This window comes from Gluconobacter sphaericus NBRC 12467, assembly GCF_006539125.1.
GTDB lineage: Bacteria > Pseudomonadota > Alphaproteobacteria > Acetobacterales > Acetobacteraceae > Gluconobacter > Gluconobacter sphaericus.
The window spans coordinates 42,629-48,669 of sequence record NZ_BJMK01000015.1; the positions used below are offsets into that span (position 1 = coordinate 42,629).

Genomic DNA, 6,041 nt, shown 5'->3' on the forward strand with positions numbered 1-6,041 from the left:
GATCTAATCCAGATATACGTTCTGTATACGATAGAAAACCCTTTAAAAGAAATTTCTTCTCCGGACCGATCCCGATAGGAAACATGATGCAATCCGTCACCTTCACCTTCCTGAGCCAGGCCATCGAAGGCATCGAGGGAGAACCGGTTGCAGCAGCCCTCAGGCGCGCCGGAATCACGGGACTCGGCCAGTCCGGCGTCGATGGCACACCGCGCGGTGCCTTCTGCTTCATGGGAAGCTGTCAGGAATGCCGCGTCCGTATCGACGGCACCGTCGCCTATGCTTGCAAGGCTCCAGTCCTCCCGAACATGACCGTCACGCCCTATGTTCAGTCCTGATTTCTCCCCCGTCACCGTAATCGGTGGAGGTATCGCCGGTACAACATCCGCCATCGCGCTCGCCCGGCATGGTTTTCCCGTCACCCTGATTGACGAACAGCCGGCTGCAGGCGGTCAGATCTTCCGCGCGCCCTCCCCCTATGCCCGCAAGACGGTTCCGCCCAACCACGAATTTTCCGGCGGCGACGCTTTGCGCCAAAAACTGGCCGCATCCCCGGTGAATGTCCGTTTTTCCACCCGCGTCTGGGGATTGTCCCCCGCCCTGACCCTTGACCTGATCGGGCCGGACGGTATCGATCAACTGCCCCCGTCGACCGTCGTCGTCGCCAATGGCGCAACCGAACGTTTCCTTCCGTTCCAGGGCTGGACCACGCCCCGCATCACCGGGCTTGCGGGCGCCAGCATCCTGATGCGCGACGGCGGGACCCTACCCGGCCAGACCGTCGTGGTGGCGGGGTCGGGGCCCCTCCTGTTCTCGGTCGCCCATCAGGTGCTTGAATTGGGTGGCAAGGTCGCCGCCATCGTGGATGCAGGCCACCGCTCCGACTGGCTCCGTCTCGGCGCCATGCTGTCTCTGGATCCCGCCCGTCTGACGCAGGCCACCAGCTGGATGCTGCGCCTCCGGAAAGCTGGCATTCCGATCCACCACCGCGCCCATATTTCGACGGCGCAGGAAACGGAAACCGGCCTTCTCCTGACAGTCAGCGACATGGATCATCCCGAACGCCGCCACGTCTATGCTGCCGAGGCTACCGCCTGCGGATATGGGCTCAAACCTACAACCCTCATCACACGCACGGCCGGTGTCCAGCACCGTCATGATCCCATTGGTGGTTACCTCGAGCCCGTTACGGATGTTGCCGGTCGTACCAGCCACCCCGATCTTTACGTCACGGGCGACGCCGCGGGCATCCGCGGCATGGCCGTGGCCCGTCTGCGGGGCCTAATCACAGCCCATGCCATCGCCCAGGACCGAGGGGGGATCTCCGCCCAAACCTACGAAACTCTCACACGTGCGCCCCTGCGGCAGCTGCGCCGTCTCGAAGCCGTCTCCCGCCGGATGCTTCCCTTAATGAACGCCGGGAGCGCCATCCCCGCCCATCTTCAAGACGAAACTATCGTCTGCCGCTGTGAGCGGGTGAAAGCCGTGACCCTGCGCTCCGCCATCGAGGCCGGAGCCGAAGACCTGAACCAGCTCAAGGCCTGGACACGCTGCGGTATGGGGCCCTGTCAGGGCCGAATGTGCGAGGACAGCGCCCGGGGCCTGCTGACTGCGGCCTGTGGCAACACGCCCGAAGAGGCAGGCAGCTTCACAGCCCGGATGCCCTTCTTCCCTCTCCCCCTCACAGCCGTGACCGGGACCTTCGCCTATTCCGACATTCCCCTTCCGAAGGCGGCTCCGCTATGACCCCAGCCCTGCAAAGCAGAGCGGATGTTTTTGACATAGTCATCGTGGGTGCCGGCGTCATGGGCGCCACGACCGCGCTTTTCCTCGCGCGCGGCGGCCAGAAGGTGGCGCTGATCGACAGACAGGACATGTTCCGAGCCGCATCCGGCGTCAATGCAGGCACCCTGACCCTGCACATGACCCGCGCCCAGCTCATCCCTCATGCCATCCGCGGCCGTGAAATGTGGCTCAACAGCACCGCATGGCTTGGCGAAGATGTGGGGGCCCTGGCGACACCAGGGCTTTCGATGGCCTTCACCGAAGCCGAAGAAGAGCTTCTGCGCCAGCGTGCACGGGTCAGACAGGATATGGGGGCCCCCATCGAGGTAGTCTCTCCCCAAGAGGCAGTCCGGATCGAACCGGGCGTAAACCCGACCCTCCGCGCCGCTGCCTATTGTGCGCTGGACGGCCATATCCCAGCCTACCGCGTCGGGGGAGCCTATGCCCGTGCACTCCGGCAGGCCGGCGTCACGATCATCGAAAACAGTCCGGTCGAGACCATTACCCACGCCACTGGCGGCGGCTATGACGTCCGGGTTTCCAATCGTGCCCAGCCCGTGCATGGCCACAGGATCGTGCTCAGTGCCGGAGCATGGCTCGAGAAAATGCTGGGGTGGCTTGGATACAACATTCCGATCCGCTGCCTCATCAACCAGCTCGTCGTAACGGAGACGCTTCCTCCAGTCATGGGGAGTGTCCTGAGCATTGCCAATGGCCTGTTATCCCTCAAGCAGTTCGCCAATGGCAGCGTGCTGATCGGCGGCGGCTGGCAGGGCGAAGGCAACATTCATCAGGGCGGCACCCGCGTCATTCCCGAAAACCTGCGCGGGAATGTCCGTCTGGCCCAGTACGTTGTTCCGCGCCTCGACGAAGCGCAGGTCTTGCGTGTCTGGCTCGGCCTCGAATCCGAAACGCCGGACGCCATGCCCCTGATCGGCGCGCTAACGCCGGATGACGATGCCTTTGTCGTCGGCTGCGTCCATTCCGGCTTTACGAGCGGCCCGTATATGGGCCGGCTGCTCGCCGAGCGGATCCTGGGTGGTAACCCAGACCTGAGCGCCTTCGACCCCACCCGCTTCTCCACCCCCACAGCTACTGGACCAAAGTCATGATCCCAGCATCTCCCACGCCATTCCGGGGTGTCTATGCCGCAACGCTGGTACCCTTTTTGGAAAACGGGACGCTGGATGAGCCCCTGTTCAAACAGCACCTGTTCGACTGCACGCGCGCCCAGGGCATTGTGGGCATCCTGTGCAACGGCCATGCGGGCGAGAACCATCTGCTGACACGTGCGGAAAAAAAACGCGTCGTGGAACTGGCCGCCGAAACCATTGGCAAAGAGCGCATCATCGTCTCGGGAATCCTATCCGAAAACGTGGACGAAGCCTGTCTTCATGCCCAGGACGCGGTCAAAGCCGGAGCTGATGCCCTGCTCGTGTTTCCACCTTTTTCATGGGCCGTCTCACAGGACCACGACGCCATCATCGCTCATCATGCTGCCATCTGTGAGGCCGTAGACGCCCCGATCATGCTGTATCAGTCGTCAGTCGGCAGCGGCGGCATGGCCTATTCCCTTCCAATCCTGGAAAGCCTGCTCAGGCTCCCCGGCATCGTTGCCATCAAGGAAGGCAGCTGGGAAACCAACGCCTATGACAAACACCGCAGGCTCGCCGCCCGCGTCGCACCCCATGTGGATGTCATGGCTTCGGGGGATGAACATCTCCTGCCCTGCTTCGCCATCGGAACGACGGGCAGCCTCGTCAGTCTCGCAGCCATCCTGCCCGTCTCGCTCGCAAAGCTGTGGCGCGCGATGGAGAACAATGACCTCCCGGCCGCCCGCAAGGTCCATGATGTCATCCAACCATTGGCCAATCTGATCTACGGCTGTGCGCCGTCGGGACGCGCCACCCTGCGACTGAAAGCGTGCCTGGTCATGCAGGGCAAATGGCCCTCCTGCCGTACCCGCAAGGCTTCTGATATCATCGCTCAGGAAGAATGGCAGGAACTGTCAGCCGCATTGCAGGACGCAATGACTCTGGAAGGACCATAATGGGCGATTACATGGTGGCCGAACGCGAATTAAACCTTGCGGAGCTGGCCTACACGCAGATCCGGCGCATGATTCTCGAGAAAGAGCTTCCAAGCGGCATGTCCGTTGTGGAAGGCCGTCTGGCCGATCATCTGGACATCTCACGAACCCCCGTTCGAGAAGCCCTGATGCGACTCGCCGCCGAAGACCTTCTGGTCAAGCAGGGCTCGCGCTCGTTTGCGGTCCGGAACGTCTCGGCCACCGAGTTCTTTCAGGGCATTCACATCCGCGAAATTCTCGAACGCGAAGCCATCAACCTGTCTTTCGACAGACTTGATCGCAGCATGCTGGAAAACCTTCGTCAGGAGGTCATCGAACTCGGCGAAACACCGGAGCAGACTGCTGCCCAATGGCAGCTCGATGACAGGCTACATCTGATGTTCCCCAGAGTTTCGGGAAACACCGTCCTGCTGCGTTCGATCAGCGAACTGCGGACACTGACGCGCCTGTGCGAGGTCACCTACCCTCTCGGCCGTGTTCCCGCATCCACACGGGAACATCTGGCCATTCTGGACGCCCTGCTCGACGGTGACAGCGTCGGCGCCCGCGAAGCCATGGTCATGCATCTGCGCAATGTCGCAACCGATTGCATGGACATTCTCAGGGGTGGCTGAACAGCTCCCCCATATTTCAGGAGAACCCGTCATGACGACTTTTGACATCGTTATCCGCAACGGCATGATCGTGACCGCAACGGATAAATATATCGCCGACATTGGAATAAACGGCTCAAAGATCGTCGATATCGGTTTCGACCTGAAAGGCCATGAAACCATTGATGCAACCGGCCTGCTCGTCCTGCCGGGCGGTATCGACGGCCACTGTCATATCGAACAGGAAGAAGCCGACGGGACGATCCACGAAGACGATTTCGTTTCTGCCACCGGCTCAGCCCTGCTGGGTGGCACCACCACAGTCGTCTGTTTTGCTTCCCATGTTCCCGGCCGTGGACTCGTAGAGCAGTTTGACGCCTATCGCAGAAAAGGCGCCAATTCCCGCATAGATTTTGCCATCCACCAGATCATCACCCGGACCGACGAGCAGACCATCCGTGATGAAATTCCTGCCGTAGCAGAACGGGGCGCCGCGGGCCTGAAGGTCTTCATGACCTATGACGATTTTCACCTCTCTGACGGCCAGTTCCTGCAGGTTCTAGAAGCCGCGCACAAAAGCGACATCCTTGTCTCCGTACACTGCGAAAACTATGACGCCATCCGCCACCTGATCCTCAAACATCTGGCCGAAGGCCGCACCGAACCGCATGGTCATGTCACGTCACGTCCGCCCTGTGTTGAGCGCGAGGCCACTTATCGTGCCATGACGATGAGCGAGCTAACCCACCAGAAGATCCAGATCTTCCACGTTTCCTGCCCCGAAGTCGCTGAGGAAATCGGTCGAGCCCAGTCACGTGGCGTGAAGGTCGTCGCGGAAACCTGCCCGCACTACCTCACCCTGACGGAAGAAGACCTCAAGCGGGATGGCTTCGAAGGCACAAAATATATCTGTAGCCCTCCCCTGCGTACAAAAGCAGCCCAAGAAGGAATGTGGCAGTATATCCGCAGTGGCGTGATCAGCATTATTTCTTCGGACCATTGTGGTTATACGTTCGACGGCTCGGCCGGCAAGGGACGGCACGGTCGGGACGCGGATTTCTCTCTGATTCCTAACGGCATGCCCGGCCTAGGAACGAGACTGCCCGTTTTCTATGACGCGGCCATCAATAACGGGAAAATCGACCTGACAGACTTCGTTCGTCTGACCGCGACGACCCCCGCCCAACGATACGGCCTCTATCCGCAAAAGGGCACCATTGCTCCAGGCTCTGACGCTGATCTCGTCCTATGGGATCCGAAAAAATCTGTGACAATCACCAACAACCTCTTCCAAAGTAATATCGATTACACTCCCTATGAAGGTCGAAATGTTCAGGGATGGCCTGTCAAAGTCTATCAGAGAGGCAAGCTGGCCATGAATGATGGCAAACTGGTCGCGCAGCCAGGCACTGGCCAGTTCCTCAAAGCCAAAAGGAAATAAAACCCTTACGCTGGCTATATACGATATCAGAGACTCTCCTTCACCTTCCTCAGGACGGGAAAACAGCGCCTATAAAGAACGTATCCTGAGCAATTTCTCTCGGCGGTCAAACGCCCCCCCCCCCCCCCCCCCC

General features: G+C 60.5%; 6 protein-coding genes. All 6 read left to right on the forward strand.

Annotated features, from left to right (window positions below):
- Positions 1–83: 83 nt before the first annotated feature.
- From GSP01_RS09870 to hydA, 6 genes are read left to right on the forward strand one after another with little or no spacing between them, the layout of a single operon-like run.
- Entirely contained in the window at positions 84–338 is a 255-nt protein-coding gene (locus GSP01_RS09870; RefSeq protein ID WP_167495525.1) for a (2Fe-2S)-binding protein, read from the forward strand.
- Positions 325–1,746, forward strand: a complete 1,422-nt coding sequence (locus GSP01_RS09875; RefSeq protein ID WP_141353115.1) for an FAD/NAD(P)-dependent oxidoreductase — start codon at positions 325–327, stop codon at positions 1,744–1,746. Before GSP01_RS09870 ends, GSP01_RS09875 begins: the two co-directional genes overlap by 14 nt.
- Positions 1,743–2,897: an NAD(P)/FAD-dependent oxidoreductase gene (locus GSP01_RS09880; protein ID WP_141353117.1), complete on the forward strand. Its 1,155-nt coding sequence runs from the start codon at positions 1,743–1,745 to the stop codon at positions 2,895–2,897. Before GSP01_RS09875 ends, GSP01_RS09880 begins: the two co-directional genes overlap by 4 nt.
- Positions 2,894–3,835: a dihydrodipicolinate synthase family protein gene (locus GSP01_RS09885; protein WP_141353119.1), complete on the forward strand. Its 942-nt coding sequence runs from the start codon at positions 2,894–2,896 to the stop codon at positions 3,833–3,835. Before GSP01_RS09880 ends, GSP01_RS09885 begins: the two co-directional genes overlap by 4 nt.
- Positions 3,835–4,488 carry a GntR family transcriptional regulator gene (locus GSP01_RS09890; RefSeq protein WP_228123679.1) on the forward strand — a complete coding sequence of 218 codons (654 nt, stop codon included), beginning with the start codon at positions 3,835–3,837 and terminating at the stop codon, positions 4,486–4,488. The genes GSP01_RS09885 and GSP01_RS09890 overlap by 1 nt, the downstream gene beginning before the upstream one ends.
- 31 nt (positions 4,489–4,519) lie before the next feature.
- Positions 4,520–5,908, forward strand: a complete 1,389-nt coding sequence (gene hydA, locus GSP01_RS09895) for a dihydropyrimidinase (protein ID WP_141353121.1) — start codon at positions 4,520–4,522, stop codon at positions 5,906–5,908.
- The last annotated feature ends 133 nt before the right edge of the window (positions 5,909–6,041 follow it).

Bases quoted from the DNA above. Each gene is read 5' to 3' on its own strand.
- GSP01_RS09875 (WP_141353115.1), top strand. From the start codon at position 325: ATGTTCAGTCCTGATTTCTCCCCCGTCACCGTAATCGGTGGAGGTATC.
- GSP01_RS09885 (WP_141353119.1), top strand. From the start codon at position 2,894: ATGATCCCAGCATCTCCCACGCCATTCCGGGGTGTCTATGCCGCAACG.
- GSP01_RS09890 (WP_228123679.1), top strand. From the start codon at position 3,835: ATGGGCGATTACATGGTGGCCGAACGCGAATTAAACCTTGCGGAGCTG.
- hydA (WP_141353121.1), top strand. From the start codon at position 4,520: ATGACGACTTTTGACATCGTTATCCGCAACGGCATGATCGTGACCGCA.
- GSP01_RS09870 (WP_167495525.1), top strand. From the start codon at position 84: ATGATGCAATCCGTCACCTTCACCTTCCTGAGCCAGGCCATCGAAGGC.
- GSP01_RS09880 (WP_141353117.1), top strand. From the start codon at position 1,743: ATGACCCCAGCCCTGCAAAGCAGAGCGGATGTTTTTGACATAGTCATC.